Source organism: Streptomyces sp. NPDC005574, from assembly GCF_040605435.1.
Taxonomy (GTDB): domain Bacteria; phylum Actinomycetota; class Actinomycetes; order Streptomycetales; family Streptomycetaceae; genus Streptomyces.
On sequence record NZ_JBEXCW010000041.1, the window covers coordinates 34,460 to 60,175 of the forward strand.

General features: G+C 72.8%; 22 protein-coding genes. 11 read left to right on the plus strand and 11 right to left on the minus strand.

Annotated features, from left to right (window positions below; translation table 11 throughout):
- Positions 1–97: 97 nt before the first annotated feature.
- On the plus strand, positions 98–3,301 hold the full coding sequence (locus ABZT03_RS24690; protein WP_356042681.1) for a tetratricopeptide repeat protein: 3,204 nt from the start codon (positions 98–100) through the stop codon (positions 3,299–3,301).
- A gap of 38 nt (positions 3,302–3,339) precedes the next feature.
- Here ABZT03_RS24690 and ABZT03_RS24695 read toward each other — a convergent pair whose 3' ends face one another.
- Both ABZT03_RS24695 and mca read right to left on the minus strand, forming a co-directional pair.
- Positions 3,340–3,600, minus strand: coding sequence for a hypothetical protein (locus ABZT03_RS24695; RefSeq protein ID WP_356042682.1), 261 nt, complete (start codon positions 3,598–3,600; stop codon positions 3,340–3,342).
- The gene (mca, locus tag ABZT03_RS24700; protein WP_356042684.1) at positions 3,593–4,474 is read right to left on the minus strand and encodes a mycothiol conjugate amidase Mca; all 882 of its coding nucleotides are present in this window, start codon (positions 4,472–4,474) and stop codon (positions 3,593–3,595) included. The genes ABZT03_RS24695 and mca overlap by 8 nt, the downstream gene beginning before the upstream one ends.
- Before the next feature lie 146 nt (positions 4,475–4,620).
- Between mca and ABZT03_RS24705 the strand changes: the two genes are divergently transcribed.
- Positions 4,621–5,019 carry a DUF4307 domain-containing protein gene (locus tag ABZT03_RS24705; protein ID WP_356042686.1) on the plus strand — a complete coding sequence of 133 codons (399 nt, stop codon included), beginning with the start codon at positions 4,621–4,623 and terminating at the stop codon, positions 5,017–5,019.
- A 169-nt stretch (positions 5,020–5,188) separates the two neighbouring features.
- Positions 5,189–5,689: a transcription elongation factor GreA gene (gene greA, locus ABZT03_RS24710; protein ID WP_356042687.1), complete on the plus strand. Its 501-nt coding sequence runs from the start codon at positions 5,189–5,191 to the stop codon at positions 5,687–5,689.
- Between the two features lie 58 nt (positions 5,690–5,747).
- On the opposite strand, the gene ABZT03_RS24715 is transcribed toward greA, so the two are convergent.
- The 3 genes from ABZT03_RS24715 to ilvA form a co-directional block, all read right to left on the minus strand.
- Positions 5,748–6,605 carry an ABC transporter permease gene (locus tag ABZT03_RS24715; RefSeq protein WP_356042689.1) on the minus strand — a complete coding sequence of 286 codons (858 nt, stop codon included), beginning with the start codon at positions 6,603–6,605 and terminating at the stop codon, positions 5,748–5,750.
- The gene (locus ABZT03_RS24720; RefSeq protein ID WP_356042691.1) at positions 6,602–7,654 is read right to left on the minus strand and encodes an ATP-binding cassette domain-containing protein; all 1,053 of its coding nucleotides are present in this window, start codon (positions 7,652–7,654) and stop codon (positions 6,602–6,604) included. Before ABZT03_RS24720 ends, ABZT03_RS24715 begins: the two co-directional genes overlap by 4 nt.
- Before the next feature lie 175 nt (positions 7,655–7,829).
- Positions 7,830–9,059, minus strand: a complete 1,230-nt coding sequence (gene ilvA / locus ABZT03_RS24725) for a threonine ammonia-lyase (protein WP_356042693.1) — start codon at positions 9,057–9,059, stop codon at positions 7,830–7,832.
- A 163-nt stretch (positions 9,060–9,222) separates the two neighbouring features.
- On the opposite strand from ilvA, the gene ABZT03_RS24730 reads away from it, so the two are divergent.
- The 3 genes from ABZT03_RS24730 to ABZT03_RS24740 all read left to right on the plus strand — a co-directional run bounded on the left by ABZT03_RS24730 (position 9,223) and on the right by ABZT03_RS24740 (position 10,758).
- Positions 9,223–9,744 (plus strand): MarR family transcriptional regulator, encoded by a 522-nt coding sequence (locus tag ABZT03_RS24730; RefSeq protein ID WP_356042732.1) that lies wholly within the window; start codon positions 9,223–9,225, stop codon positions 9,742–9,744.
- A 265-nt stretch (positions 9,745–10,009) separates the two neighbouring features.
- Positions 10,010–10,513 (plus strand): sigma factor-like helix-turn-helix DNA-binding protein, encoded by a 504-nt coding sequence (locus ABZT03_RS24735; protein ID WP_356042694.1) that lies wholly within the window; start codon positions 10,010–10,012, stop codon positions 10,511–10,513.
- On the plus strand, positions 10,510–10,758 hold the full coding sequence (locus ABZT03_RS24740) for a hypothetical protein (RefSeq protein ID WP_356042695.1): 249 nt from the start codon (positions 10,510–10,512) through the stop codon (positions 10,756–10,758). Before ABZT03_RS24735 ends, ABZT03_RS24740 begins: the two co-directional genes overlap by 4 nt.
- Positions 10,759–11,084: 326 nt before the next feature.
- Here the strand turns inward: ABZT03_RS24740 and ABZT03_RS24745 are convergent, their stop codons facing one another.
- Positions 11,085–12,242 carry a cystathionine gamma-synthase gene (locus ABZT03_RS24745; protein WP_356042696.1) on the minus strand — a complete coding sequence of 386 codons (1,158 nt, stop codon included), beginning with the start codon at positions 12,240–12,242 and terminating at the stop codon, positions 11,085–11,087.
- Positions 12,243–12,474: 232 nt separating this feature from the next.
- Here ABZT03_RS24745 and ABZT03_RS24750 point away from each other — a divergent pair, with 232 nt between their 5' ends.
- Positions 12,475–13,593: a hypothetical protein gene (locus ABZT03_RS24750; RefSeq protein ID WP_356042697.1), complete on the plus strand. Its 1,119-nt coding sequence runs from the start codon at positions 12,475–12,477 to the stop codon at positions 13,591–13,593.
- A 193-nt stretch (positions 13,594–13,786) separates the two neighbouring features.
- The gene (locus ABZT03_RS24755) at positions 13,787–15,301 is read left to right on the plus strand and encodes a M48 family metalloprotease (protein ID WP_356042698.1); all 1,515 of its coding nucleotides are present in this window, start codon (positions 13,787–13,789) and stop codon (positions 15,299–15,301) included.
- A 90-nt stretch (positions 15,302–15,391) separates the two neighbouring features.
- On the opposite strand, the gene msrA is transcribed toward ABZT03_RS24755, so the two are convergent.
- The 4 genes from msrA to ABZT03_RS24775 all read right to left on the minus strand — a co-directional run bounded on the left by msrA (position 15,392) and on the right by ABZT03_RS24775 (position 20,980).
- Positions 15,392–15,904, minus strand: a complete 513-nt coding sequence (msrA, locus tag ABZT03_RS24760) for a peptide-methionine (S)-S-oxide reductase MsrA (RefSeq protein WP_356042699.1) — start codon at positions 15,902–15,904, stop codon at positions 15,392–15,394.
- Positions 15,905–16,060: 156 nt separating this feature from the next.
- On the minus strand, positions 16,061–19,081 hold the full coding sequence (locus ABZT03_RS24765; RefSeq protein WP_356042700.1) for a glycosyl hydrolase: 3,021 nt from the start codon (positions 19,079–19,081) through the stop codon (positions 16,061–16,063).
- Positions 19,082–19,311: 230 nt separating this feature from the next.
- Entirely contained in the window at positions 19,312–20,307 is a 996-nt protein-coding gene (locus tag ABZT03_RS24770) for a YhjD/YihY/BrkB family envelope integrity protein (protein ID WP_356042701.1), read from the minus strand.
- A 115-nt stretch (positions 20,308–20,422) separates the two neighbouring features.
- Positions 20,423–20,980, minus strand: coding sequence for a DUF3455 domain-containing protein (locus ABZT03_RS24775; RefSeq protein WP_356042703.1), 558 nt, complete (start codon positions 20,978–20,980; stop codon positions 20,423–20,425).
- Positions 20,981–21,443: 463 nt separating this feature from the next.
- Here ABZT03_RS24775 and ABZT03_RS24780 point away from each other — a divergent pair, with 463 nt between their 5' ends.
- The 3 genes from ABZT03_RS24780 (at position 21,444) to ABZT03_RS24790 (ending at position 24,352) form a co-directional block, all read left to right on the plus strand.
- The gene (locus tag ABZT03_RS24780) at positions 21,444–22,277 is read left to right on the plus strand and encodes an alpha/beta hydrolase (protein WP_356042705.1); all 834 of its coding nucleotides are present in this window, start codon (positions 21,444–21,446) and stop codon (positions 22,275–22,277) included.
- Between the two features lie 75 nt (positions 22,278–22,352).
- Complete coding sequence (locus tag ABZT03_RS24785; RefSeq protein WP_356042707.1) at positions 22,353–23,483, plus strand: serine hydrolase domain-containing protein; 1,131 nt, start codon at positions 22,353–22,355, stop codon at positions 23,481–23,483.
- Positions 23,480–24,352: a hypothetical protein gene (locus ABZT03_RS24790; protein WP_356042708.1), complete on the plus strand. Its 873-nt coding sequence runs from the start codon at positions 23,480–23,482 to the stop codon at positions 24,350–24,352. The genes ABZT03_RS24785 and ABZT03_RS24790 overlap by 4 nt, the downstream gene beginning before the upstream one ends.
- Before the next feature lie 261 nt (positions 24,353–24,613).
- On the opposite strand, the gene ABZT03_RS24795 is transcribed toward ABZT03_RS24790, so the two are convergent.
- A complete protein-coding gene (locus tag ABZT03_RS24795; protein ID WP_356042710.1) occupies positions 24,614–25,654 on the minus strand; it encodes an NAD(P)-dependent alcohol dehydrogenase in 1,041 nt (346 codons plus the stop codon).
- Positions 25,655–25,716: the final 62 nt, after the last annotated feature.

The following is a 25,716-nucleotide window of genomic DNA, read 5'->3' on the forward strand; positions in this document are numbered from 1 at the left end:
GAGCCGCCCCCGGGCGCCCGCCACCGGCCCTCTCCCCTGCGACCGGCATCGGCAGCACACTTGGCGGGCAACGTGTTGCTGCCGGAGGGGGAACGACATGCGGGACGCTCATCGGGCGGACGCCGAGCGGTTGTTGGCGAGGGCCGTCGAGGAGGAGGTGCGCCGGTCGGGCGGGCGCAGCGACGGGAGCGTGCTGCTGGGGCGGGCGCGCGGCTCGCTGGACGCCATGGCGCAGACCGCCGCCGAGGAGTACGAGGCGTACACCCGCGCACAGGACGCGGCACAGGCCGGGCAGCTCACGTTCGGGCAGCGGTACGCGCGGGAGGGGGCCGGCACCCCTCTGCTGGTGGCCGGTGTCGCGGCGGTCGCCGCCGCGATCGCCGACCTGGCGTTCGGTACCGGCGCGGGCACGGCGCTGGGCGCGGGAGCGGCCGTCGGCGTGGCGGGTGCGGCGGCGACCGTGGTGAAGGTGGCGGGCTCGCACGTGCCGGCCGCGCACCACCGGGCGGGTGCCCTCGGCCAGCCCGGCGGCCCCGAACAACTGCGCCTGAAGTGGCTGACGGCGCTGGAGGTGCGCGGTGTCCGGCCGTTCCTCGACCAGCAGCGGGTGCTGAGCGCCTCCACCGGGCCGAAGAAGGGGGCGGGGCCCCGGTTGCGCGGTACCGACAAGAGCGCGGCGGCCCGCGGGCGCAGCGTGCTGCTCCAGTCGTACGGCCGACTGCCGGAACCCGCGGAGCCCTTCGCGGGGCGCCGGGCGGAGCTGGGGCGGATCAGGCAGTGGGTGCAGGCGGCCCGGGCCGGCACCGAGACCCGGCCCACGGTCGTGGTGCTGCACGGAGCGCCCGGCAGCGGCCGCACCGCGCTCGCGGTCCGGGCCGCCCACGCGCTGAAGGACCAGTTCCGCGGGGCGTGCCTCGTCGACCTGCGCGGCGACAGCCCCCAGGAGCCGCCGCTGCCGACCCGGGACGCCCTGCTGCACCTGCTGAACCGGCTCGGCGCACCGCGCGAGCAACTGCTGTTCCGGGAGCGTTCCTCCCCCGACCAGCAGGTCAAGCGCCTCGGGGAGCTGTACCAGCAGCATCTGACCGGGCTGCCGGTGACGATCGTCCTGGACGACGCCCTCGACGCCGCGCAGGTCGGCGCCCTCGTCCCCGAGCGCTCCGACAGCCTGGTCCTGGTGACCACCCGCGAGCCGCTGGAGCTGCCGGCCGGCCTGTCCGCCCGGGTGCACCAGCTGCCGGTCGAACCGCTGGACGCGGCGGGTGCCGAGGAACTCCTGAACGCGGCGGCACAGGACGCCGCCGGCCCCTACGACGCCGAGGCCGCCGACCGGATCGGGCAGCTGTGCGGCGGGCTGCCGCTGGCGCTGCGGATCGCGGGCTCCTCGCTGGGGCCGCGCTCACCGCGCCGACTGGCCGGTGATCTCGACGCGTACGGGCCGGTGGAGCCCGTCGAGCGGGTGCTGTGGCTGCGCTACACCGACCAGGCGGACCCGGCGCGCCGGCTGCTGCGGCGGCTGGCGCTCGCCGGCCGGGCCTCGCTGGGCGCCGCCGCCGCCGCCGCGCTGCTGGCCACGGACGAGACGGACGCGAGACGCCGGCTGGCGGACCTGGCGCGGGCGGGCCTGATCGACCAGGTGCGCGGGGACCGCTACCGGCTGCACGACCTGGTGCGCGTCTTCGCCCGGGCGCGGCTGGCCGACGAGGAGGAGCCGGCGCAGCGCACGGCGGCCCAGGAGCGGCTGATCGTGAACTACGCCGAACTGGCCGACTCGGTGCTGCGGCTGGTCGACGGCAACATGTCGACCCGCTCGGACCGGTTCGGCCCGCACGGCTTCACCTCCCTCGACGAGGCGCTGCGCTGGCTGGACGACGAGTCGAGCTTCATCACGGCGACGCTGCGGCAGGCGGAGGGCGTCGACCAGGGCGCGGTGCTGAACCTGCTCGGCGCGCTGTGCGACTACTGCCTGCTGCGGGGCGACCTGTACCGCCTGGGCGAGATCAGCGAGCTGGCGCAGGCCGTCGACCAGGGGCTGCTGATCCGCTCGGTGCAGTGGCGCACCGGCATCGCGGCCCGGCAGCTCGGCGAGCTGGACAAGGCCCGCACGACCCTGACCTCGGTGGTCGACCTGTACATGGAGGCGCACCACGACGCGGGCGCGGCCCGCGCCCTGTGCTCACTGGGCATCACCCTGCACCACCAGGGCAGCCTCACCGAGGCGGCGGTCAAGCTCCGGGAGGCGCTGGAGCTTCAGGCGGACCCCGAACTGGCCACGGACCGCGCCTGGACGATGCACGCGCTGGCGGCCGTGGAGCGCGACCGCGCGCACATCGCGGAGTCGCTGGACCTGCTGACCCGCTCGCTGGTCCTGCACCGGGCGGGCGAGTCGGTGCACGGCGAGGCCTGGGCCCACTTCCAGCTCGGCCAGCTGGGCCTGCGCATGGGTGACGTGCCGCGCGCCGAGTCGGAGCTGCGGACGGCCCTGGAGCTGTACGGCCGTACCCGCGACGCCCGCGGGGAGGCGTGGGCGCTGACCCAGCTGGCCCGGGCCCGGCTGGTGGACGGCGATCCCGTCGCGGCGGTGGACGGCCTGCGGCAGGCGGCCGCCCGCCACCGCGACAACGAGGACGCCCGCGGAGAGGGCTGGACGGTGTACTACCTGGGGCAGGCGCTGGAGGAGACGGGCGACCTGGAGCGGGCGGTCCGCGAGCTGGAACGCTCCCGCACGATGTTCTCGCGGATGCGGGACGTGTACGGCCTGGCCTGCGCCCGGCACCACTCGGCCCGGGTCACCCGCGACCAGCGGGCGGCGCAGACGGGCTCGCTGCGCAACTCCGGGTTCGCCCGGCAGCTGCTGGTCGACGCCCGTGCCGACTTCCAGCGCATCGGCGTCGCCCACGGCGAGGCGTGGACGTGCCTGGAACTGGTCGTCGTCGACGCGGGCAACGCCCGTACCCGGCAGGCGCTGGCGCTGTGCGACGAGGCGGCGGCCCTGTTCGCGTCGTACGGCGACCAGCGGGGCGAGGACTGGGCCCGCTTCCTGCGCTGCACCCTGCTGCCGTACTCGGACCCCGGCGGGGTGGAGGCCGGCACGGCGGCCGCCCGGGAGGAGCTCGCCGAGCTGTCCCGGACGGGCCACCCCGCGCGGGACGCCAAGCTGGAGGACTGCCTCGGCGCCTACCCGTTGCTGCTGGAGCGGGGCGTCGACCCGGCGGCGGGATGGCAGGCGTGGCGGCTCGGCATGGTGCCGGGCCGCCACGCCCGGGAGGTGATGGGGGTGGCGGTGCCGGCCGGGCGCTGAGGCGCACCGGCCGGGCGGGATCCCCGCCGCCGGGCGGTTCAGTCCCGGCGGCCCTCGGGCTTTGCGGGGGCGGCGCCGGACGCCGCCCCGGCTTCCGCGTCCGGGTCGGCGGGATCCTTGAAGTCGACCTTGTTCATGTGCTTGCTCATCGACTTCATCAGGGCCCACACCGCCAGGGCCATCGCCGCGAAGACGATGAAGCCGAGGACGCCGGGGGTGACCTTGTTCTCGTCGACCTCCTTGGCGAGGGGGACGAGGTGCGTCATTGCCAGGCTCGCGCTTGCACTCATGTCAGGCATTGTCGCGGATGCCCGCGAAGAGGTCGTCCTCGGGGAGGGAGCTGTCCACGAGGGACTTCGCGAGCTCGTACTCCTCGGTCGGCCAGACCTCCTTCTGGATGTCCATCGGCACCCGGAACCAGCCGCCGTCGGGGTCGATCTGCGTGGCGTGCGCGATCAGGGCCTTGTCGCGGATCTCGAAGAACTCGGCGCACGGGACGTGCGTGGTCAGGGTGCGCTCGGCGCGCTCGAACTCCGACCAGCGCTTGAGCCAGTCCCCGTACGGCGACTCCAGGCCGCGTTCGAGCAGCGCGTTGTGCAGCGCCTCGGTGCGCGGGCGGTTGAAGCCCTGGTTGTAGTAGAGCTTCAGCGCCTGGTACGCCGGGCCGAACTCCGCCTCGGGGTACTTCTCGGTGTCCGCCGCGCCCTCGAACGCCACCATCGAGATCTTGTGGGTCATGATGTGGTCGGGGTGCGGGTACCCGCCGTTCTCGTCGTACGTGGTGATCACCTGCGGACGGAACGAGCGGATCTGCCGCACCAGCTCGCCGGCCGCCTTGTCGACGTCCTCCAGGGCGAAGCAGCCCTCCGGCAGCGGCGGCAGCGGGTCGCCCTCGGGCAGGCCGGAGTCGACGAAGCCGAGCCACTCCTGCTTGACGCCGAGGATCTCGCGGGCCTCGTCCATCTCCTTCTTGCGTACCTCGTGGATGTGCTCCTCGATGTACTTGTCGCCCTGCAGCTTCGGGTTGAGGATGGAGCCGCGCTCCCCACCGGTGCAGGTCACGACCAGTACGTCCACCCCCTCGGACACGTACTTCGCCATGGTGGCCGCGCCCTTGCTCGACTCGTCGTCGGGGTGGGCGTGCACGGCCATCAGTCGCAGCTGGTCAGTCAAGACTCAATCCTCGTAAGTCGGCGCCCGGTGTGAACGGGTGCGATCGGCGGCTTCTATAGTGACCGAATCGGGGGGCGAATAATTCCGGGGCCGGGTTCTCGGAGCCCCTTCGGGACCCGGGTCCCGCCCCTGCCGAGAGGACGATCATGAGTACGGCGAGCACGCGGCCGCCCGAGGGCCGGTACGGCCGCTCCTCGGACGAGCGCTCGGACCGCACGCTCAGGATCGTCGGCGCCGTCCTCGCGGTGGCGCTTCTCACGCTGGTCGGCTACTTCGCCTACCACTACGTCGGCCAGAACAAGATCAGTGCGCAGGTCATCACCTTCGATCCCGGCCAGGACGCGGTGAAGGTGCATCTGGAGGTCCGCAAGGACGCCGGCGCCGACGGCTACTGCACGCTGCGGTCCCAGGCGGCGAACGGCGCGGAGGTCGGCCGGGCCGACTTCCACTTCGACGGGGGCGCCACCCGCATCGACCGGGTCGTCACACTGCGTACCACCGCGCCGGGCACGACGGCCGAGCTGCTGGGCTGCCACTCCGACTGACCCAGGCCCGAATACCTGGGCGCTGACCTGCGGCTACGGACATCTGATGGCTTATGTCCTCCCCCTTCCGCCGCTGAATTGTTAGGCTCGTGGTTTCGCCCTTCCGTGAAGGAACATTCTTCTGGGTAGGGCGATGCTTTGTATCCCCAGTACCTACGAGGAGCACCCTGTGACCCAGACCAGCGAGAACGTCACCTGGCTGACCCAGGAGGCGTACAACAAGCTCAAGGACGAGCTTGAGTACCTTACTGGTCCTGCGCGCACGGAGATCGCCGCCAAGATCGCGGCCGCGCGCGAGGAGGGCGACCTGCGTGAGAACGGCGGGTACCACGCGGCCAAGGAGGAGCAGGGCAAGCAGGAGCTCCGTGTGCGCCAGCTGACCCAGCTCCTGGAGAACGCCCAAGTCGGCGAGGCACCCAGCTCGGCGGACGGCACGGTCGCACCCGGCATGGTCGTGACGATCGCCTTCGACGGCGACGAGGACGACACCCTGTCGTTCCTCCTCGCCTCGCGCGAGTACGCCAGTACCGACATCGAGACCTACTCACCGCAGTCCCCGCTGGGCACCGGCGTGATCGGCCACAAGGTCGGCGAGGACGCGGAGTACGAGCTGCCCAACGGCAAGCGGGCCTCCGTGAAGATCCTCAGCGCCGAGCCCTACAGCGCCTGAGCTCCGGCAGGCAGGTCCTTGACAGGCCCTCGGCGTCCCGGTGACGCCGAGGGCTTCGTCATGCGGTGGCGGAGCGGTACTTGCGGACCGACAGGGTTCTGAAGATCAGGATGATCAGGACCGAGTAGATCAGCGAGGCCCACACCGGGTGCACCATGGGCCAGGCGTCCGAGGCGGACTGGCCCGGGTTGGCGAAGAGCACCCGGCACGCCTGGACCGTGGCGCTGAACGGGTTCCACTCGGCGACATGGCGCAGCCACGGGGTCATGTGACTGGTGTCCACGAACGCGTTGGAGATGAACGTCACCGGGAAGAGCCAGATCAGCCCGCCCGACGTGGCCGCCTCGGGGGTGCGGACGGACAGCCCGATCAGGGCGCCGATCCAGGTGAACGCGTAACCCAGCAGGAGCAGCAGGCCGAAGGCGCCGAGGACCCGCCCGGCGTTGGTGTCGCCGTCGGACCCGACCCGCCAGCCGACCAGGAGGGCGACCACGGCGAGGACGAGCAGCGTCAGCGCGGTCTGCACGAGGTCCGCGAGGGTGCGCCCGGTCAGCACCGCACCGCGCGCCATGGGCAGCGAGCGGAAGCGGTCGATGAGGCCCTTGTGCATGTCGTCGGCGATGCCCGCGCCGGAGCTCGCGGTGGCGAACGTGACGGTCTGCGCGAAGATGCCCGCCATCAGGAAGTTCTTGTAGGCGGTGGCGCTGCTGCTGCCGCCGATCTGCATGGATCCGCCGAAGACGTAGCTGAACAGCACCACGAACATGATCGGCTGGATGAGCCCGAAGATCACCATCTCCGGGATGCGGGACATCCGGATCAGGTTGCGCTGGGCGACGACCAGCGAGTCGCGCACGGACTGGCTCAGGGCGTTGCCGGGCGCCGCGACGCGCACGGTCTCGGTGCTGGCACTCACTGGGTGGCCTCCTTCTCGGGCTGGGCGTCCTTGGCCTTGCGCTGGGCGTTGCCGCCCTTGTCCTGGGGGCCGCCTTCGGTCGCCGCCCCGCCGTTCCCTTCCTCCGCCGTCTCGGCCAGGTGGCCGGTGAGGGAGAGGAAGACGTCGTCCAGGGTCGGGCGGCGCAGGCCGATGTCGTCGATCTCGATCCCGCGGGCGTCGAGTTCGCGGATGACCTCGGCCAGCAGCTTCGCGCCTCCGGTGACGGGGACGGTCAGCTTGCGGGTGTGCTCCTCGATGGAGGTCTCCCCCTTGCCGAAGCCGGTCAGCACCTCGGCGGCGGTCGCGATGTGGTCGCGCTCGTGGACGACGACCTCGACGCGCTCGCCGCCGGTGCGGGCCTTGAGCTGGTCGGAGGTGCCGCGGGCGATGACCTTGCCCTGGTCGACCACCGCGATGTCGTGCGCGAGGTGGTCGGCCTCCTCCAGGTACTGCGTGGTCAGCAGCAGGGTCGTGCCGCCCGACACCAGTTGCTTGATGACCTCCCACAACTGCTGGCGGTTGCGGGGGTCGAGGCCGGTCGTCGGTTCGTCCATGAACATCACGGGCGGGGAGACGACCAGGGCGGCGGCCAGGTCGAGCCGGCGGCGCATGCCCCCGGAGTAGGTCTTCGCGGGGCGGTCGGCGGCGTCGGTGAGGTGGAACTGTTCGAGCAGCTCCTCCGCGCGGGCCTTCGCCGCCTTCGCCTTCATCTGGTACAGCCGGCCGACCATCTGGATGTTCTCGCGGCCGGTCAGGTACTCGTCGACGGCGGCGAACTGGCCGGACAGGCCGATGGACCGCCGTACCTCGTTGGGCTGCTTGAGCACGTCGAGGCCGGCGACGACCGCCCGGCCGCTGTCGGGGCGCAGGAGCGTGGTCAGACAGCGGACCGTCGTCGTCTTGCCCGCGCCGTTCGGCCCGAGCAGGCCCAGCACGGTGCCCTCGGGGACGTCGAGGTCGACGCCGTCCAGAGCCCTTACGTCACCGAAGGTCTTGACCAGGCCTTCGGCATAGATGGCGCCTGGCATGTGGTTCTCCACGTCGTCGGGGATGGTGTCGTCACGGTTGTTCCGGAACACGGTCGGGGCCGCGGGGCGCGGTCACCACAGAGGTGGCCACGAGGGTGACCGCGGACACACCATAACGCGATGTATCGTGAGTCTCAACGGACTTTTCCGAACGGGTGACAACCGGTCCGCGACCTCAGCCGATGACCGTGTAACCCGCCTCGCGCAGAGCCCGGTCGACCTCGGCGCAGTGCGCCGGGCCCTTGGTCTCCAGGTGCAACTCCACCTCCGCCTCCGTGAGCCCGAGCCGCGGGTCGGTGCGGACGTGCCCCACATCCAGGACGTTAGCGTCCACCACTGACAACACCCCCAGAAGCGTCGCGAGGGCGCCCGGCCGGTCCGTCAGCCGCAGCCGAACGGCCAGGTAGCGGCCCTGCGCGGCCATCCCGTGGGTCAGGATGCGCTGCAGCAGCAGCGGATCGACGTTGCCGCCGGACAGGACCGCCACCACCGGCCCCTCGAACGCGCCCGGGTCGCTCAGCAGCGCGGCCACCGGACTCGCCCCGGCCGGCTCGACGACCTGCTTGGCCCGCTCCAGGCACAGCAGCAGTGCGGCGGACAGTTCGTCCTCGCTCACCGTACGGATCTCGTCCACCAGGTCGCCAATGATTTCGAACGGCACGTCGCCCGGGCGCCCCACCTTGATGCCGTCGGCCATGGTCGCCGGGTTCTCGATCGACACCGGCCGGCCGGCCGCCAGCGAGGGCGGGTACGCGGCGGCGCCCGCCGCCTGCACCCCCACGATCCGCACGTCCGGCCGCAGCGCCTTCACCGCGACCGCGAGTCCGGCCGCGAGCCCGCCCCCGCCGACTCCCACGACGATCGTGCGCACCTCGGGGCACTGCTCCAGGATCTCCAGGCCGACCGTTCCCTGGCCCGCGATGATGTCGGGGTGGTCGAAGGGGTGGATGAACACCGCGCCCGTCGCGGCCGCGTACTCCTGCGCCGCCCTCAGCGTCTCGTCGACCACCTGACCGTGCAGCCGCACCTCCGCGCCGTACTCCTCGGTCGCGCTGATCTTCGGCAGCGGGGCGCCCCGGGGCATGAACACCGTGGAGCGCACGCCGAGCAGCGCGGACGCCAGCGCCACGCCCTGCGCGTGGTTGCCCGCGCTCGCCGCGACCACACCGGCGGCCCGCTCCTCGGGCAGCAGCCCGGCGATGCGCACGTAGGCGCCGCGCAGCTTGAACGATCCGGTCCGCTGGAGGTTCTCGCACTTGAGGTGCACCGGCGCGCCCACCAGCCGGGACAGGTGCCGGCTGCCCTCCATCGCGGTCGTCCGCGCCACGCCCCCCAGCATCTTCTGGGCGCCTCGCACGTCGTCGAGGGTGACCGGCGGCAAGGGGCGGGCCGTACGGTAGTTCATGACCCGAGTCTCGCAGTTCACAGACGGCGGCCGCTGCTGTGACCAACCCCCGAGACCGGTTTTCCCGGCGTCGGCACGGCCTGCCCCCCGGCCGCGTACCCTGTCCCCCAACCCAGCACCCCTTTCATGAAGCGAGCCCCCGGCCATGCCCACTACACCTGAAATGTCGATGGACATGACGACCGTCGGTGATCCCGGTCTCCTCGACACGCTGCAGCACGAGGTGGCGGTGTTCGCCCGCCGTGCCGAACAGACCCGGCTCGGCGGCGTCGGGCAGGTGCGCAACTCCATGGACCGCGCCGCGTACCTGCTGCTCAACCGCCTCGACAAGGAAGGCCCGATGGGCGTCAAGGCGCTCGCCGCGAGCATGGGGATCGACTCCTCGACGGTCACCCGCCAGGTGGCGCCGCTGGTCGACACCGGCCTCGTCAAGCGCACCTCGCATCCGGAGGACGGGCGGGCCGTGGTGCTCCAGCTCTCCCCGCGCGGACAGGCCCGGCTGGAGGAAGTGCGCTCGTCGAGGCGTCAGTTGATGGCCGAGCTGACCCACGACTGGGCGCCGGGGGAGCGCGAGACGTTCTGCGCGCTCCTCACCCGCTTCAACACCGCCCTGTCCACCCGGATGGCGGCAGCCCCCGGCCTCACGGGCGCGGACGCGTCGGCCGAGGCGGCCGCGGGGTCCTGAACGGCGGCCTCCGGCGTCGACACGGGCGGACGGGTGCCACGCGCCCTCACGCGCGGGTGCGCACATCGGGTTGAGGGTGCGCGCCACGCCGCTCACCGCTCGCCCGACCACCGCTCGTGTCCCCGAGGCTCTTGACCGAAAGGCCACCCCTGGCCTCATATGAGACCGAGGCCCCGGTCGTACGGGCATCCGATGCCGTACGCGGGCGCGGACAGCGTGCACGGGCCGGGTCCGTTCCGTCAGGTCGCCCTCAGGGGGAGGCGCGGTGCGACAACATCAGATGTCCGAACGTGCCCGCCGGGCCCGGGAGTGCGAGGCGTTCGTCGCGGGCGCGTCGGGACGGCTCCTGCACACCGCCACCCTGCTCACCGCGGAGGCGGCGGGCGACAACCCGCGCGCGCGGCGCCTGCTGACGCTGGCCCTCGCCCACACGTACGCCTGCTGGGACCGGCTGCGCGGCGAGGACCCGTACGACCGGGCCCGCCAGTATCTGGCCACCCGCTTCGCGCACGGGACATGGCACCAGTACGGCGCCCTCGGCCGGGGCCGCCCGCACCCGGACAGCCCGCTGGCCGTCCTCACCCCGCAGGAACGCCTGATCATCGTGCTGCGGCTGTACGAGGGGGTCGCCGAGGAGCAGGCCGCGGCCCTGCTCGGACTGCCCGCGGAGCGCGTCCACGCGATCTGCGACCGGGCGACCGCCACCCTGCTGCATCCGCCGGCCGGGCCCCCGCGCGCGGTGCTGGGGGCGAAGGTGGCCGCGTCGTGAACCGGTCGCAGCGGGAGGCGGAGGCGCGGCGGATCATGGACGGCACGCAGCCCCTCGTTCCGCCGGACCTCTACACCGACGTCGTACGCCGGGGCGGCCGCATGCTGCGCCGCCGGACGGCCGTACGGCGTCTGCTGTGGCTGGTGCTGCTCGCCGCGTGCGTGGCCTTCACCGTCTGGGCGCTGACCGTCCAGCCGTGGGTGGAGCCGCCGTCGGAGACGACTCCACCGGTCTCGGGCTGGTGAACGGCCGGCCGGCCGGCAGGACGGCGGCCGGTCGCGCGCTGGCGACCGCCCACCGGTGCCCGTTGCGGCCGTGGTGCCGGTCGCCGGCGGTGGTGCCGGCCGGGGCCGTGGTGCCGGTCGCCGGCGGTGATGCCGGCTAGTGCCGTGACCGGGAAGGTTTGCCGGGAAGCTCGCGGCGTCCGGTGCGCTGCATCGCAAGGCGGAGCACCGCCCGCGTACTGGATGTACTCGGGTGATGCGACAACGCGGCGTGGGGGTACCCCCGGCCGAAGGCTGGGGGAGCCGTGCCGGGCGTCCCGAGCCGGTGAACCTCTCCGGTCACGGCACTAGCGGCCGAGTGCCTGCTGGAGGTCCTCCAGGAGGTCCTCCACGTTCTCGATGCCCACGGAAAGGCGGACGAGGTCGGCGGGCACCTCCAGGGCGGAGCCGGCCGCCGACGCGTGCGTCATGCGCCCGGGGTGCTCGATCAGGGACTCGACACCGCCCAGGGACTCGCCGAGCGTGAACACCTTGGCGCGGTTGCAGACCTCGACGGCCGCTTCCTCGCCGCCCTCGACCTGGAAGGAGACCATGCCGCCGAAGGCCCGCATCTGCTTGGCGGCGACCTCGTGACCGGGGTGCTCGGGCAGCCCCGGGTAGAGGACGTTCGTCACGCGCGCGTGCCGGGTCAGCATGTCGGCGACCTTGGTGGCGTTCTCGCTGTGCCGGTCCATGCGCACCGAGAGGGTCTTCGTGCCGCGCAGCACCAGCCAGGAGTCGAAGGGCCCGGCGACCGCGCCCATCGCGTTCTGGTGGTACGCCAGCTCCTCCCCCAGTTGCGGGTCGCCCACGACCAGGGCACCGCCGACGACGTCCGAGTGGCCGCCCATGTACTTGGTCAGGGAGTGCACGACGACGTCCGCGCCCAGCGCCAGCGGCTGCTGGAGGTACGGCGTGGCGAAGGTGTTGTCGACCACCAGCCGGGCGCCCGCGTCCCGGGAGACCTGGGCGAGCGCGGCGATGTCGGTGATGCCGAGCAGCGGGTTGGAGGGGGTCTCCACCCAGACCGCCTTGGTCTTGGGGGTGAGGGCGGCCCGGACGGCGGCGGGGTCGCTGGTGTCGGCGACCGACCACTCCACGCCCCACCGGGAGACGACCTTCGCGAACAGCCGGAACGTGCCGCCGTACGCGTCGTTCGGGATGACCACGTGGTCGCCGGGGCTGAGCAGCGTACGCAGCAGGCAGTCCTCGGCCGCCAGCCCGGACGCGAACGCGAGACCGCGGCGACCGCCCTCCAGGGCGGCGAGGTTCTCTTCCAGTGCGGTCCTGGTCGGGTTGGCGCTACGGCTGTACTCGTAGCCGCCGCGCAGACCGCCGACGCCGTCCTGCTTGTAGGTCGAGACCTGGTAGATCGGCGGGACGACCGCGCCGGTCAGGGGATCGGCGGTGTTGCCCGCGTGGATCGCGAGGGTCTCGAAGTGCTGACTGATGTGCCTGTCGCTCATGAGCACCGAGGGTAATGCGCTCGCGGGACCGGTGTCGGACGGCGGGGCACACAAGGCCGCACGGCCGGGCGCCGGAGGCCGGAGGGCCGGGCTCGGGAGTACGGGCAGCGGGGCGCGAGAGGCCGCGCGGCGGGGGCTCTCGCCGCTCGTGACGGAGGCCGGTGACGTGGGTTTTCCACAGGCCGGGGAGCCAGGTTGGCCAATTGTCGGCGCCGTCTGGTTCGCTTGTGGCATGGAGATTCTGTGGGTCCTGATGGCGCTGGTCATGCTCGGCTTCGTGCTGCTTCCGTTCCTGAGGCGCAGGCGCGGCATGATCGAGCAGGTGTCGCCCGGCCACCCGGACGCCGCGGACCCGGCGAACTACGGATTCGCGCGTCAGGAGGAGCTGGACGTCCGCATGCCCGGCCCCGACCAGGACCTGCTGGGCGTCCTGGACGTGGTGCAGCACACCCAGGACTACCGGGCCGCCGCACAACTCCTCGCGGGCACCGGCAGCGAGGGCGAGCTGCGCTGGCAGCGCGTCCAGGCGTTCGCGGGCGCCGCCTCCCTGGAACTCCAGCAGCGGCCCGGCGGGGTGGGCGAGATCCCCGGCGGCCAGTGGCTGCGGGTGTGGCGGACCGAGGCCCCCAAGGACGCGGGCGGAGCGGCCGTACAGGCGGAGTTCCTGGTGCAGCAGGCGTGGCGCACCTCGACGCCCGGCACGGACGAGTTCCGGATCATCATGGAGGAGGCGCGCTCGGCGTGCGGCGACGCGGCGCTGCTGGCCCCCGGCGACCCAGTCCCGTACATCGTCGAACTGTCGGTGGCCCGCGGACTCGCCTACTCCCACGCGGAGTTCGAGCAGCTCTGGCTGAGGATCCTGGACCGGGCGCCGGCCCACATGGGTGCCCATCTGGCCGCGCTGCACTACTGGTGCGAGAAGTGGCACGGTTCGCGCGAGTTGGCGACCTCGTTCGCGGAGGCCGCCGCCGCCCGCGCCCCGCATGGCTCCCTGCTCGCCGCGATGCCGCTGTTCTCGGTCTTCGAGCACCTGCCCGAGGTGAACCTGGTCAGCAGCTTCTACCAGAGCGAGGTCGTCACCAAGGCGATGCACGGCGCGCTGCACGCCGTGCACTCGGCGCGCTCCGACGACCCGATGCTCGCGCACGTCCGCCACCTGCTGATCTTCTTCCTGGTGCGTTCCGAGCGCTGGGCGGAGGCCATGAACCAGCTGATACACGTCGACGGGCACGTGGGCGCGCTGCCCTGGACCCTGACCGCCGACCCGGCCGGGGAGTTCGCGGTCTACCGCGCTCTCGCGGTCGCGGGCTACGAGGCGAACGGCGGCAGCCCGGCGACGCTCCCGCAGTGACGTGCCGCCGCCGTGCCGCGGTGCGTGTGTTGCTCCGCGGCGGACCGGTCGGTCATACTCCGCCCTCAACCCGTATTGGTCATGAGCACGCACATCCCGTGCCTCGCGCGACCACCGGGCCGACTCATGCCGACCGACGCTGTTCCGGGTTCTCGCGATCCTCGGATCCGTCCTGTGGGGGGATCTCTGCCCGATGGGGACGACGCCGCGCGCGTTCCGCGCTCTTCCGCCGCTCGCCGGCTTCCTCCTGCTCGGCGGGCTGCCGCCGGTGCTGCTCGCCACCGGTGACCACCTGCTGCACCGGTACGCGCCCGGCGCGGTCGCGGCGGCGCTGACGCTGGTCACGCTGCTGCCGGCCGTCCTCGCCGTTCTCCTGGTACGCGGCCTGCGGACGCCGCGCGCCGAGCGGGGCGAGGCGACGGCGGGGCTGACGGTGACGGAGGCCGACCAGCCGGAACTCTGGCGGACCGTGAGGGAACTGGCCGACGGGGTCGGCACCCGCGTCCCGTCCCGCATCGTGCTCACCGCCGAGGTCGACGCCTCCGTGTCCGAGGCCGTCCGCCTGTTCGGACTGCTGCCGGGGCCGCTCCGCCTGCACCTCGGCGTACCGCTGGTGCAGGGCCTGTCGGAGGCTCAGCTGCGGGCGGTCCTCGCACACGAACTGGGCCACCGGGCCGACGCCGGTACCCGTTTCGCCACCCTCGCCCTGCGCGCCCGGACCCACGCCCTGCGCACGGTCACGCGCATCGGGCGGCGGGCCGACCGGGCCGCCGCGCGCGAGCGGATCCCCTCCGCGTACGCGCGGCTCTGCCTCCGCTCCACACTCGCCGTGGCCCGCCGTCAGGAGTACGCCGCCGATGCCGCCGCCGTCCGGGTCGCCGGCCGGGACGCCACAGCGTCGGCACTGCGCGAACTCCCGGTGCTGGAGGCCGCGTTCGGGTTCTACAGGGTCAACTACGCGATGCTGGGCTCGGGCGCGGGACTGCTGCCCCCGCGCGGTGAGGTGTTCGGCGGCTTCGGCCGCATGCTCAGCGCCCGCCGGCTGGAGATGGCCGGGCTGCGCGCGGACCCGTCCGCCGGGCCCTCGTCGCCGTACGACTCCCATCCGCCGCTCGCCGACCGCGTCCGCCGGATCGAGGAGCTGCCCGACGACGGGCGTACGCACGAGGCCCGGGGCGCGGCCCTCAGCCTGCTCTACGACCCGGAGCGGATCATGACCGCTTTGGAGGACACCTGCCTCGCGGACGACCTGCGACACCACGAGCGCACCCGCGACTGGCAGGAACTGCTCGACCGCACGATGGCCGCCTCCCTCGCTTCCAGCAGTACGCCCCTGCAACGGGCGCTCGCCCTGTACACCGAGGACCGGCCGACGATTCCCGCGCTGCTGCGGGTGATAGAGGACGGCGGCCTGTGGCAGCTGGCGAAGCGGCTGCCGGTGTCCGACCACGCGGTGGACGCGCAGTGCCGGGCCTTCCGCGCGTTCGTCCGCCCCACCCTGCACAAGTCCCTCAGCAGCATGGCTCTGGCCGAGCTCAGCGCCCGCTCACTGCTGCGCTGGGAGTTCTCCTGGGAGCGCGCGGCCGTCCCGCATCTGCCCCCGGCAGCCGACGGCACCAGAACCGACCTGGACGCCGCTGTCGTGTCTGCGGTCGCCGACGCCCCCGACACCGCCCCGCTGCGGGCACTGCTCACCCCCGGCGCGTGAATCGCGCCGGGGGTCGGACCCCGCGAGGCGTCGCCACCTCGCGCCCGGCGCTGTCGGTCGGTCTCCGCCCGGCGCCGGGCGGCCTCGGCGTCAGCCCTCCGCGCGGGCGGGCAGCCGCCATCCCGGGCGGGGGAAGTGGCAGGTGTAGCCGTCCGGGTATCGCAGCAGGTAGTCCTGGTGCTCCGGCTCGGCCTCCCAGAAGGGACCGACGGGCTCCACCTCGGTGACGACCTTGCCCGGCCACAGTCCGGAGGCGTCCACGTCGGCGATGGTGTCCTCGGCGACCCGCTTCTGCTCGTCGTCCACGTAGTAGATCGCCGAGCGGTAGCTGAGACCGATGTCGTTGCCCTGACGGTTCTTGGTGCTCGGGTCGTGGATCTGGAAGAAGAACTCCAGGATCGCGCGGTAGTCGGTCTGCTCGGGGTCGAAGAGGATCTCGATGGCCTCCGCGTGCGTGCCGTGGTTGCGGTACGTCGCGTTCGGCACGTCACCCCCGGTGTATCCGACCCGGGTCGCCTCCACTCCCGGGAGCCGGCGGATCAGATCCTCCATCCCCCAGAAGCATCCGCCCGCCAGCACGGCCCTCTGCGTCTGCGCAGCCATCGGCCCTCCTCCATAAGTCAGCTCGATCATCCGGGCCACCCGGCGCACACACCGCCACCCTCGGGCCCACCCCCCTCAACGCACGAGGGGCCCCGGCGATTCCAGGCCCGGCCGACCGGGCGGGCGGCCGGCGTTCGGGTCGCTCAGGGTGGCCCTTCACGCGATCCGGTCCTCCCCGTACGGCACCAGGCGGACGGGGCCCTGGAGGCCGTAGGGCGCTCGGGTCAGGGTGCCGTAGACCGTGGGGTCGGTGGTGCGGAGGCGGTTGGCGAGGGGGGTGGCGACCTCGATCTCGATGATGTTGCGGCCCTGCTTCAGCAGGCCGCCGAGGTCCACCACGGGGTGGATCTGGTCCACCGGGTCCAGGCGGTGGCCGTTGACGGTGACCCGGCAGGTGTCGGTGACCGTGCCGAGTTCGAGGTGGGCGCCGTGGCCGCCGCTCCAGCCTTCGCCGAGGGTGACGGTGGTGCGGTAGCGGCCGATGCCGGAGACGTCGGCGAGTTCGGGGATCTGCGACCAGGGCAGCAGGGCGTCCAGGTCGAGGTCGTGCTCCACGATCGTGGTGCCCGTGGCCGTGGTGCCGGGGCGCCAGTCCTCGACGTGCAGGTGCCAGGAGGTCGGCTCGGTGGCGGCGGGGACGTCCCGCAGGGTCGTGGTGACGGTGCGTCCCTGAGACAGGACGGTCCGGTACGTGCCGGACGCGGAGGCGCGGACGGTGAGGCCGGACCCGGTGAAGCGCACCTCCTCCGCCTCGCTCGCGACCGCGTGCGGGCGGTTGCCGTCGCGGTCGCCGAACAGACCGGGCCGGCCGAGCGCCACGATCCGCATCTGGCCCGGCTGGAGGGCGACGCGCACGGTGACGGTGTCGTCGTCCTCGGTGTAGCGGCCGACGCGTTCGATCCGGCCGGACCACGGGTCGAGGAGGTACGGCACGGCCCCGGCGGTGGTGCGGGTCAGGGTGACGTCGTGGTCGATGGCCGCCACGGCCGGCTTGACGGTCTCGGCGTGCTTGCCGTTGCAGAGGTAGTAGTAGTCGACGCCGTCGGCCACCCGGTGGAAGTTGAGGAGGGTGGAGGAGGTCGCGTACCGGACGTCGGGCGTCACGCCCAGGTCGGCGAGAGCCGTGGGTACGGCCGTCTTGTCGCTCACCTGCCGGACCAGCGGCTCGGCGAGCAACCGGCCGACGACGGACCGCAGCTCCTCGGCCTCCCCGGTCCCGGGCAGGCCGGACGGTACGACGGTGTCCCAGGCCCCGAGCATGACGACTGGCAGGCCCGCCCGGGCCAGCCGCAGCAGGGCGCGGGCGTCGGAGAGGGCGAGGGTGATGCTGGAGCCGTAGAAGAAGTCGCCCTCGACGAAGAGGGCCTTGTAGGCGGGCCCGCCGGGGGCGAGCCGTCCGCGGCGCACGGTCGCCGAGGGCAGGTCGAGCAGGGGGCCGCTGAGGAACTGGTGGGTCCAGCCGGAGGTGATGCCGCTCGCCGTGAACCAGGAGGCGCCGATGCCGGTGGCGGAGTAACCGGTCTGCCGGAAGACCGCGACGTCCGCGCGGGGCCGCCCGGTCCGGAGGACCTCGTGCACGCGGCTGAGGCAGGCGGCGATGTCGGGGACGTGCTTCCAGGTGGCGTGCCGGGGACCCCAGGACTCGCCGTAGCCCGCGGTCCCCTTGTACGGGGTGAAGGCGGCGTAGCCGGGCCACTTGACGCCCGGCAGCTCGGCGTAGGAGAAGCCGTGGATGACGGTCTGGTTGACGCCCGCGGCGTAGGCCCCGCCCATGGTGCGCAGGAACTTCTGCCAGGTGGTGCTGTACGCCCCGCCCGCGTACGCGCCCGCCTCGCAGGACAGCACGGTGTGGCCGGCCATGTCCCGGCCGCCCGCCAGGCAGCGGTAGTCGTCGAGGTTCTTGAAGCCGAGGGACTCCCCTTCGGGTATGTCCAGGAGCGCGGCGGAGGCGATGGCGTCGGTCTGCAGGCCGTACGGCTGCGAGCGCAGCTCCAGGCCGAGTCGGTGGGCCCAGGTGCGCAGCGCCGTGACGTGGTGCTCGTTGAAGAGGCCGGAGACGGTCTCCCAGAAGTCGTGCCGGATCTGCCGGGTGGCGGCGGCCTCGAAGGCGAAGACCTGGTTGCTGTGGCCGAGGATCACGGCGGGCAGCAGTGGCAGCAGGGAGCGCCCGGTGTGCCGCTCGAACGCCTCCGGCAGGCCCGGCGTCCACTGGAGTCCGTCGGTCTCCAGCTCGATGGAGTCCTCGAACAGCGCTCCGCCGGAGACCTTCAGCAGACGGCGGACGGCGGGCGTGAGGATGTGCGCTTCCCAGAAGTCGGTCACCGCGCGGGTGCCGGCCGCGCTGAAGTGGTCGACGACGTAGGCGGGCGGGTCGGTGTGCGGGCCCGCCTCGGGGGTCTGGCCCGAACCGCGGACCCAGTACGAGATGAGGACGTACGTGCCGTCGCCGGGCGCGGTCCAGTTGAGGGTGCCGTCCCTGACGTCGGCGGTCAGGTCCCGCACGGAGTCCTGGTCGAGGCCGGTCTCCTTGCGGGTGGAGTGGGCGGTGTCGACCCGGGCCGCCTGCACCAGCAGCAGGTGCTGCTCGGTCACCTGGGAGGCCGCCGCGTACACGGGGGCCGGCACCGGGCCGGACCAGGTGCTGCCGGCGGCCAACGTGACGGTGCCGTAGGCGAGTTCCTTGACGGCCGCGTCGCTGTCGGGGGTGATGCCCGGCACCGCGGCCGGCCAGCTGGGGCCGATCGTCAGGTCGACGGTGATTCCGCGCCGGGCCGCCTGGCTCAGGGCGGCCTCGACGCCGGCGACCCAGGCCGCGCCGCCCCAGCCGTGCTTGGCGGTGTCGAGGACGGAGGTGTCGCTGACGCTGTGGTGCACGGCGGCGATCTCCGCGCCGCCGAACCCGGCGTCCGCGATCTGGTCGATCTCGCGCCTGATCTCGTCCGGCTGCACCAGTCCGTCCGGCCACCACCAGCGGAACCTGGGGGCCGCGGCTCGTTCCGGCCGGGCGAAGATCGCCGCATTGAAACGTTCAATGCCGGTGGAGGTCGCGGCGTCCGCCACGGCGACGGCGGGTACGCCCCAGTCGAGCGCCCCGGCGGCGGCCGTCGCCATCGCGGCACCCAGCAGCGCACGACGGCGGAAGCCCGGTCTCGGGTGAGCTGCGGAGTGGTCGTTCATGCGTCTGGTTCACTCTCCCGGAGGGCAGCACGGAGTGGGCCCTCAAGTGGCCTACGGTTTTGAATCGTTTAAATCGCTCCGAAGCTAAGTGTGCGTCTCCGAGAGCGTCAAGGTTCGTGCACGGGGAAAATGCGGCGGGTGGGGTGGAGGGCGGGACCCGCCGGCCTTCGGTGACCGGTCGGCGACCGGTCACCGACCGCCCGATGACGGCCCGACGGCCGTACGGCCGACTAGCGGTCCGCACCCTTGTCCGCGCCCCCGCCCCCGCCCCCGCCCCCGCCCGCGTCGCCGCCCCCGTTCCTGCCCCGGCGGTAGGACGCCTGGGCCCGGACCTTGCGCCAGCGCGAGCCGGTCTGTTCGACCAGGGTGTCCCACTGGCGGCGGACCTCGTTGTCGGAGGGGCGCAGTCCCTGCCGGATGCGGCTCAGTTCGTCCCGCACCTCGCGTCCGAGCGCCGCCGACGCGACCAGCCCGAGCATCGCGGTGAACAGGGCCGAGATCAGCGCGAAGACGGCGCCGACGACCCCGTAGCGCGCGACGGAGGAGTTGAAGACGCGCGGCAGGTAGACGGTCGCGGCCACGGACCAGGCCGCCGCCAGCACGGCGGCGGTGACGCCGAAGGGGATCAGGTGGCGCCAGGCGATCCGTTTCGCGGACAGGATCCACCCGCTCCAGACGAGGAACACGGCGGTCACCGGGAGCTGGCAGGCGAGGGCGACCAGCCGTACCGTGTGGCCGCCGAGGACCGCCGCGATCCAGCCCGCGATCACCGTGTAGGCGACCAGGGCGAGGGTCCAGTACAGGCCGTTGCGGGTGTTGCGCACACTGAGGGGCTTGAGTTCCCAGGTCTGCTCGAAGAGCCGCTGGGTGGCGCGCGCGAAGCTCAGCACGGAGATCGTCAGGAACACGAACCCGAAGACGCCCACGCCGGCGGTCGTGTCCTTCGCGGGGGCGAAGAGTGAGTCGACGGCGTCGGCCCCCGCGCCGGTGAGGTGGTAGCGCTTGATGATCCGCTGCGCGGGGTCGTAGTGCACGGCGTCGCCGAGGACGGCTCCGCTGAGGATGGCCAGGGGGATCACCGCGGTGAGCGCGCTGGAGGCCAGGGCCATCGAGCGGTCGAACCCGACGATCTTCTGGAAGCGGTTGACGACACGCAGGGCGAACGCAGGACGCAGCCAGAACGTCAGCGTCCTGACGAGGCGCTCTCGATTGATCCTCGCCGTCACGCCCTCCGTCAAGTTCGAACCTGTGTGGCGGCGCGAGCTTAACGGAGGGCCGGGAGCCCGGGGGCGGGCGACACGTCCGCTTTGTCGGACCACGGGGTCCGGCGCGGCTACCGCGTCACTTCGCGGGCTTGTAGAAGACGTACGTCGCCGAGTACGGGACGGCGGTCTGGTCGGTGCCCGCGCACGCGGTCGTGGGGGCGACACCGCCGTGGGTGCCGAGGCGCTGGATGTAGGAGACGTCGGCGAAGGTGCCCTCGCCGCGGGTGGCGGTGGACCGGAGCAGGAGCTCGGGGATGGTGCCGGCCTTGGGCGAGTTGGCTACGGCGGTGGCGTTGACGGCGCTGCCGTCCCGCGTGGACACCCAGACCGGGCCGCGGGAGTGGAGGGCGACGGGCCGGTGGGAGCGGTCGTTCCTGGCCCACAGGGTGGCGGCGGGCTCCAGCAGCTTCCAGGCGCCGTCGGCGCAGGTGTAGGTCTGGACGCCCTCGGCGGAGTAGACGCCGGTGAGCCGGTTGCCGTCGGGAACCTTGAGCGCGGCGGGGACCTCGACGCCGATGTGGGCGGGCTGCGCGGCGGCCTGGCCGGCCGTCGCGGCCGTCGCGCCCGAGAGCGTGGCGACGGCCGCCGTGGCGAGGGCCGCGGTCGTGAGGGTGAGACGCGTGGTGAGTTTCATGGGGTGGGTCTCCAGAAGGTCTTCTGCATGAGGTCGCGGGGTGGGGGCGCGGCGGACGGGTCACGGGTCGCGAAGGGGACGCGGGCGCCGTGAACCTCCCGGTGCGGGCGGGACGGGCGGTCCGGTGCGCGCGGCACGGGTTCGCCGGTGTGAGCGGTGCGGGCGGGCGGCACGCGTCTCCCGGTGGGGAGCCTCGCGCCCGTGAGCCGCCCGCAGGTCGCCCGTGAGCGCCCATGAGCCGTCCATGAGCAGGGAGTATCGCCGGGGGGTTCCGGTCTGGCGAGGGACTTCAGGGCAGGCGGACGGGCAGGCCGGCGTGCACTCGCGGGGCCGACGCCCACCCCGGTAGCGAAATCACCCGTTCGGTGCATTCATGGATGAATGTGCTGCTTCCGGCCGGCGACGTGGGTCGCCGGCGCGACACGGCCGGGAACGGGGCAGCGAACGAGAACTGAGGTGGAGCATGGCCATCGTGAACGTGGGCCAGGAGAACGGCACTCCGATCGACATCTACTACGAGGACCACGGCAGCGGACAGCCCGTCGTGCTGGTCCACGGTTACCCGCTGAACGGGCACTCCTGGGAGAAGCAGGAGCGGGAGCTGCTGAACGCCGGCTTCCGGGTCATCACCTACGACCGCAGGGGCTTCGGCAACTCCAGCCAGCCGACGATCGGTTACGACTACGACACGTTCGCCGCGGACCTCAACGCGCTCCTCGACCAGCTGGCCCTGCCCGACGTGATCCTGTGCGGGTTCTCCATGGGGACCGGTGAAGTCACGCGCTACCTGGGCACGTACGGGTCGGGGCGGGTGAGCAAGGCGGTGCTTATGGGGGCGATCCCGCCGTTCCTGCTGAAGACCGACGACAACCCGGAGGGCGTCGACCGGTCGGTGTTCGACGGCATCAAGGAAGCCGTCGTCAAGGACCGGCCGGCCTACTTCAAGGACTTCCTCGACAACTTCTACAACGTCGACACCTACCGCGGCACCCGCATCAGCGACCAGGCGTGGAACAACAGCTTCAACACGGCCGTCGCGGCCTCGGCGCACGCCGCCTACGCGTGTGTGGACACCTGGCTGACCGACTTCCGCCAGGACCTCCCCAAGATCGACGTGCCGACCCTCCTCATCCACGGGGACGCCGACCGGATCCTGCCCTACGAGAGCACCGCCGCGCGGCTGCCCGAACTGATCAAGGACCTCACCTTCGTGACCGTGCGGGGAGGCCCGCACAACATCGCCTGGACGCATCCGGAGGTCGTCAACCCGGCGCTGCTGGACTTCGTCAAGGGGTAGCCGCTCCCCCGCCGGGGCCGGCGGGGCCCGGAAATTCGCTTGCCCCGGATGTCGGGCAGGGGCTGAATACCTCCCATGGCCGACATCCAGGGCTCGTACGACGAACTGTTCTCGGCGGTGCCGCGCGCACTGGCCGCGCTGCTGGACGAGGGGGACGCGGGCGGCTCGGTCGCGGTCTTCGTGGACGGCGAGCCGGTGGTCGACGTCTGGGGCGGCTTCGCCGACGCGGACCGCACCCGCGCGTGGCAGCGGGACACGATCGTCAACGTCTTCTCCGTCACCAAGACGATGACGGCGCTGTGCGCGCTGATCCTGGCCGACCGCGGCGAACTCGACCTCGACGCCCCGGTCGGGCGGTACTGGCCGGAGTTCACCGCCGCGGGCAAGGACGGCGTCCTGGTGCGGCACCTGCTCTCGCACACCGCGGGCCTGCCCCACTTCGAGGGGCCGATGACGGTCGGGGACGTCTTCGACTGGCCCACCGCCACGGCCCGCCTGGCCGCCCAGGCTCCGCACTGGGAGCCGGGCAGTGCCGCCGGCTACCACTCCCTCACCCAGGGGTTCCTGGTGGGTGAGGTCCTGCGCCGGATCACCGGCCGCGGTGTCGGGGACTTCTTCGCGGACGAGGTGGCCGGGCCGCTGGGCGCCGACTTCCACATCGGGCTGGCCGCCGAGCACGACCCCCGGGTGGCGCTCACGGTCCCGCCCCCGTCGCGGACCGAGGACTACGCCGCCGGCGCCCCCGGCCGCCCCACCGGCGGCGCCGCGGCCACCGACCCCCTCACCCTCCGTGTCCGGGACGGCAACTCGGTGGCCTGGCGGCGGGCCCAGATCCCGGCCGCGAGCGGGTTCGGCAACGCCCGCTCGGTCGCCCTCGTGCAGTCGGTGACGGCGTGCGCGGGAGCGGTGCGCGGGGTCCGGCTGCTGTCACCGGCGGGGGTGGACCGCGCGTGGGAGGAGCAGTTCCAGGGCGAGGACCGCGTCCTCGGGATGCCGGTCCGCTGGGGTATGGGCTACGGGCTGTTCGGCACCACCTACGGCTGGGGCGGCTGGGGCGGCTCCCTGGTCATGATCGAGCCCGACAACAGGATGGCCGTGGCGTACGTGACCAACCAGATGCGCGAACCCGCCGGTGACACCCGGGGACTGGAACTCGTGATGGCCGCCTACGACGGAATCACCGGACTCCGCGGGCGGCGGAGTTGACGGCCGGGCGGCCGGACCCGGACGCGAGCGAACCGACCGCGGTGCCGACGGGCAGCCGTACGTTCCTGGTCGGTGGCGGGTGGGACCCGGGCGCCGCCGGAGCCGTCCACGGCCCGTTCCTGCGGGCCGCCGGGGTCGCGCCCCGGATCGGGTGCCTGATCGTCGACGAGGGCGACGGGGCCGAGCAGTTCGCCCGGTACGCCGCCGTGCTGCGGTCCGTCGACGCGGACTGCACGCCCGTGCCGCTGCTCGTGCCGCTCGGCGAAGAGTTCGGCGAGCGGCTCGGCGCCGGGGCGGACAGCCTGGACGGCCTCCTCGTCTGCGGCGGGCTGACACCCGCGTACCAGGAGGTGCTGGGCGGCGGGCTGCCGCCTTGTCTCGCCGCGCGGGACCTGCCGTACGCCGGTTTCTCGGCCGGCGCCGCCGTGGCGGCGGACCGGGCGCTGGTCGGGGGCTGGCTGGCCGGCGGGGTCGCGGTGTGTCCCGAGGACACGGCTGAGGATCTGGCGGAGGTCGAGGTGCGGACCGGTCTCGGGCGCGTGCCGTTCACCGTGGACGTGCACGCGGCGCAGTGGGGGACCCTGCCCCGGCTGATCACCGCCGTCGTCCGGGACGCCCTCCCGCACGGTGTCGCCGTCGACGAGAACACCATGGTCGAGGTGGACGCCCGCGGCCGGCTCGCCCGCGTCCACGGCCGGGGGCGCGCGCACTCCGTCCGGCCCGCGCCCGGTGCGCGAGGTGAGGTGCTCGTACGGTCCTACCGGGCCGGTGAGACCTTCGCGGTCGGCGGCCGTCCCGTCACGGCTCCCGAGCCGGTCGGCCCGCGTGGCTCGGCCCCCGCGACGACAGCTGAGCGCCGACCCCGCTGAAGATCCCGGTCGGGGACCCGAACCTGCCGGGGCCTGGACAGGGGCGGGGACACGCGGGCGGTGGCCGCCGTACAGCCGGGGCAGGGGCGCGGAGAAGCAGGCGGTGGCCGCCGTACAGCCGGGGCAGGGGCAGGGGCGGGGAGAAGCAGGCGATGGCCGCCCGTATCGCCGGGGCGGGTGACGGCGCGCGGGGCGCCGTGCCGAAAGCCCGGGGCCCGGCGGCGCGCACGCCGTCGGGGCCCGGGCTTCGGGACGGGGGTGTCAGATCGTCGCCGTGTCGATGACGAAGCGGTAGCGGACGTCGCTGGCGAGCACCCGCTCGTACGCCTCGTTGATCTCGGAGGCGCTGATCAGCTCGATCTCGGCACCGAAGCCGTGCTCGGCGCAGAAGTCCAGCATCTCCTGGGTCTCCTGGATGCCGCCGATACCGGAGCCGGCGAGGGTCTTGCGGCCGCCGATCACGGAGAACAGGTTGAGGGCGACGGGCTCCTCGGGCGCGCCGACGTTCACGAAGGCGCCGTCCGTCCTGAGCAGGGCCAGGAACTGGTCCAGGTTGAGCGGGGCGGAGACCGTCGACAGGATCAGGTCGAAGGTGCCGCGCAGTTCCTTGAAGGTCTCCGGGTCGCTGGTGGCGTAGTAGTGGTCGGCGCCCAGCTTGAGGCCGTCCTCCTTCTTGCGCAGCGACTGCGAGAGCACGGTGACCTCGGCGCCCAGCGCGTGGGCGATCTTGACGCCCATGTGGCCGAGGCCGCCCATGCCGAGGATGGCGACCTTCTTGCCGGGGCCGGCGTTCCAGTGCTTCAGCGGGGAGTACGTGGTGATGCCGGCGCACAGCAGCGGCGCGGCCTCCTCCAGCTTCAGGCCCTCGGGGATGTGCAGGGTGTAGTTCTCGTCGACGACTATCTTCTCGGAGTAGCCGCCGTAGGTGGGCTCGCCGTCCTTGCCGACGGCGTTGTAGGTGCCGACGCCGCCGACGGTGCAGTACTGCTCCAGGCCGGCCTTGCAGTTGTCGCACTCACGGCAGGAGTCGACCAGGCAGCCGACGCCCGCGCGGTCACCGACCTTGAACTTCGTGACACCGGAACCGACCTCGGTCACGATGCCGGCGATCTCGTGGCCGGGGACCATCGGGAAGATCGCCTCGCCCCAGCCCTCGCGGGCCTGGTGGATGTCGGAGTGGCAGATGCCGGCGAACTTGACGTCGATCAGGACGTCGAATTCGCCGACCGGACGGCGCTCGATCGTGGTGCGCTCCAGCGGAGCCTTGGCGGCGGGGGCGGCGTACGCGGCGACGGTGGTCATGCCGGGGGTCTCCTAGGGGGTTACGGAATGCGTGCCCGGCTGCCTACTGCTCTGTTCCGGGC

What these genes read in the sequence shown, in the direction of transcription:
- ABZT03_RS24765 (WP_356042700.1), bottom strand. Translation starts at nt 19,081, where the DNA reads ATGAACGACCACTCCGCAGCTCACCCGAGACCGGGCTTCCGCCGTCGT.
- ABZT03_RS24695 (WP_356042682.1), bottom strand. Translation starts at nt 3,600, where the DNA reads ATGCCTGACATGAGTGCAAGCGCGAGCCTGGCAATGACGCACCTCGTC.
- msrA (WP_356042699.1), bottom strand. Translation starts at nt 15,904, where the DNA reads ATGGCTGCGCAGACGCAGAGGGCCGTGCTGGCGGGCGGATGCTTCTGG.
- ABZT03_RS24785 (WP_356042707.1), top strand. Translation starts at nt 22,353, where the DNA reads ATGGCCGACATCCAGGGCTCGTACGACGAACTGTTCTCGGCGGTGCCG.
- ABZT03_RS24795 (WP_356042710.1), bottom strand. Translation starts at nt 25,654, where the DNA reads ATGACCACCGTCGCCGCGTACGCCGCCCCCGCCGCCAAGGCTCCGCTG.
- ABZT03_RS24720 (WP_356042691.1), bottom strand. Translation starts at nt 7,654, where the DNA reads ATGCCAGGCGCCATCTATGCCGAAGGCCTGGTCAAGACCTTCGGTGAC.
- ABZT03_RS24705 (WP_356042686.1), top strand. Translation starts at nt 4,621, where the DNA reads ATGAGTACGGCGAGCACGCGGCCGCCCGAGGGCCGGTACGGCCGCTCC.
- ABZT03_RS24780 (WP_356042705.1), top strand. Translation starts at nt 21,444, where the DNA reads ATGGCCATCGTGAACGTGGGCCAGGAGAACGGCACTCCGATCGACATC.
- ABZT03_RS24690 (WP_356042681.1), top strand. Translation starts at nt 98, where the DNA reads ATGCGGGACGCTCATCGGGCGGACGCCGAGCGGTTGTTGGCGAGGGCC.
- ABZT03_RS24730 (WP_356042732.1), top strand. Translation starts at nt 9,223, where the DNA reads ATGTCGATGGACATGACGACCGTCGGTGATCCCGGTCTCCTCGACACG.
- ABZT03_RS24750 (WP_356042697.1), top strand. Translation starts at nt 12,475, where the DNA reads ATGGAGATTCTGTGGGTCCTGATGGCGCTGGTCATGCTCGGCTTCGTG.
- ABZT03_RS24775 (WP_356042703.1), bottom strand. Translation starts at nt 20,980, where the DNA reads ATGAAACTCACCACGCGTCTCACCCTCACGACCGCGGCCCTCGCCACG.
- ilvA (WP_356042693.1), bottom strand. Translation starts at nt 9,059, where the DNA reads ATGAACTACCGTACGGCCCGCCCCTTGCCGCCGGTCACCCTCGACGAC.
- ABZT03_RS24745 (WP_356042696.1), bottom strand. Translation starts at nt 12,242, where the DNA reads ATGAGCGACAGGCACATCAGTCAGCACTTCGAGACCCTCGCGATCCAC.
- ABZT03_RS24755 (WP_356042698.1), top strand. Translation starts at nt 13,787, where the DNA reads ATGGGGACGACGCCGCGCGCGTTCCGCGCTCTTCCGCCGCTCGCCGGC.